The following is a 2,169-nucleotide window of genomic DNA, read 5'->3' on the forward strand; positions in this document are numbered from 1 at the left end:
TACCCGCGTGCTGACAGGCCCGTCCAGAGCTCCGTCAACAACCGCGCGAACGCCTCGGGTTGTTCCACCGCGCTGAGGTGTGCGGCATCCAGGCTGCGCAGTTGCGCACCCGGGATTGTGTGTGCAATGGTTTGCGACAAGGCGGGCGGCGTGGCTTCGTCACGCGCACCGCAGACCACCAGCGTCGGGCAGGTGATGCGGGCATTGCCAGCGTCCAGATCGATATTCGCCACGGCGGCACAGGCGGCGGCATAAGGCGCTGGCGCGGTACCCTCCAGCACCTTGCGCAGGTTTGCCACCAGGACGCTGCCGTTCACGTCGCTGCGGAATTCTGGCGTGAACCAGCGCTGCAAGGCACCGTCTGCAATCGGTGCCACGCCCTTCGCTAGCACGGTGGCAATCCGGGTCTGCCACATCGTGCGGGCTGCTTCGTCGTAGTGGCTGGCCGAATTGGCGATGACCAGGCTGCGTACCAGCTGTGGGTGCCGCGCACCCAGTGCCTGGGCCGTCATGCCGCCCATCGACAGGCCCACGAAGTGCACCGGCCCCGTGGACTGGGCACGGACCAGTTCAGCCGCGTCTTCGGCCAGATCGTCCACGGTATAAGCCGCAGCGGAACCGGCAGAGCCGCCATGCCCGCGGTGGTCGTAGCGCAGCACGGTGTAGCGGTCCTGCAGCGCGGCAGCCACACCGTCCCACATGGTCAGGTCGCAACCCAGGGCGTGGCTCAGCACCACCAGCGGCCCGTGGCCTTGTTGCACAAAATTCAGATGCGGCATGGGATGGGTGTAGTGAGTTGAAACGGACGGGATTGTGCCCTTTTCATTTCCATGCGCCTGGGCTATGTCTGTGTTCAATTCGGGGCTATTTGCAGCACGCCAACCGGTCGACAAAAAGTAAAAACGTGAGTGAAATTGCTATTTTTTGCCCGTGCTGCACCGCAGCAAAAGATGCCGATTGTTCGAGTAGGTCGAATGGTCGGTTGAAAAAATGCCATTGAAAGAATGGCCGATACCCACCTTTTTTCTTCGGGCAGGGCGTTATGCCACAGCGCCTTCCAGGGGCGGTCTGCAACATATATGCGTACAAGATGCGGGTGGATATCTTGAAGGCGGCGGGCACAGGGTACCTGCTGATCTCTGGAATCGCCATCAAGTAAAGTCCGTGCTTTGCGGCAAGCCATTGCCAGTATCTCGCCATGAACAGATTGCAAGCTGAACTGCGTCGCCTATACCGCTTGGGTAGCCTAGAGGACGAGGGTAACAGGTCCGAAGACTTCGGTTTGATCAGCCCCGACGGTGGTGTACGGGCGATGGTCCTAGAACTTGCCCGTCCAGCGGACTGGACTGTTCTATCGACACTCTGGCAAGGGGTTCAGGTCGATCTGGAGCTGCCTGCACCGGCTATCGCTGTCTCCGGCATCGACGGTTACCAACTATGGTTCTCGTTGTCGGATCCCGTGCCAGTTGTGGAAGCGAGGAGCTTCCTTGAGTCGCTACGCCTGCGTTATTTGGGTAATATTGCCCCCGGGCGCGTTGCTATGAGGCCCTCTGTGGAGGCTTCGGTTTCAGGGCCTGGCCAGCACGCCAAAATGGTTCCCGCTCTATGGGCAGAAACCGGCCGATGGTCAGCGTTTATTGCCCCCGACTTGGCCGCAGTGTTTTCCGATGAGCCCTGGCTGGACATCTGCCCCAGTCCTGATGCCCAAGCCGACATCCTGTCGCGCATGGTGAGTATCAAGGCCGAAGATTTTCAAATGGTCTTGGGTCGGCTCAGTGCAGAGGCCAAAACCGCGCCATCTCATATGGCGTTAGCTGCCAACGAAAGAGGTGGCAGCAAAAGTGACCTCGATCCAAAACGGTTTTTACTTGATGTCATGGGCGACAAAACGATAGAACTGCACCTGAGGATTCAGGCTGCGCAGGCATTGCTGCCTTACTTCGAAAGCCGACCTCGCTCTGTAACGTGAGAGTAACCTTGGCCCATTCGTCAGACCTTTGGAATCTCGCCATCGTCCAATGGGAACCGCCTTAAGGCAATGCTGAACAAGGCCATTCAAAATGGCTCTTCCGGGGTACTGATAACAAGAATGCGCCGAATCCGGCCAAAACGAGTCGTTTTCTAACCCCTTGGGGCTAGGTTCGCGGGCCTTTGGGCCCACTTTGCGCC

At 59.2% G+C, this 2,169-nt stretch carries 2 protein-coding genes; one reads left to right on the forward strand and one right to left on the reverse strand.

All coding sequences use genetic code 11. The features are described from left to right. Positions 1-779, reverse strand: a 779-nt coding sequence (locus Q0T48_RS08840; protein ID WP_295955258.1) for an alpha/beta fold hydrolase, incomplete at its 3' end; no start/stop codon positions are given. A 419-nt stretch (positions 780-1,198) separates the two neighbouring features. On the opposite strand from Q0T48_RS08840, the gene Q0T48_RS08845 reads away from it, so the two are divergent. Beyond that, entirely contained in the window at positions 1,199-1,969 is a 771-nt protein-coding gene (locus tag Q0T48_RS08845) for a hypothetical protein (protein ID WP_295955261.1), read from the forward strand. The last annotated feature ends 200 nt before the right edge of the window (positions 1,970-2,169 follow it).

Origin of the sequence: Rhodoferax sp., from assembly GCF_025354435.1 — a bacterium.
In the GTDB taxonomy this organism is placed as follows: domain Bacteria; phylum Pseudomonadota; class Gammaproteobacteria; order Burkholderiales; family Burkholderiaceae_C; genus Rhodoferax_B.

What these genes read in the sequence shown, in the direction of transcription:
- Q0T48_RS08845 (WP_295955261.1), top strand. Translation starts at nt 1,199, where the DNA reads ATGAACAGATTGCAAGCTGAACTGCGTCGCCTATACCGCTTGGGTAGC.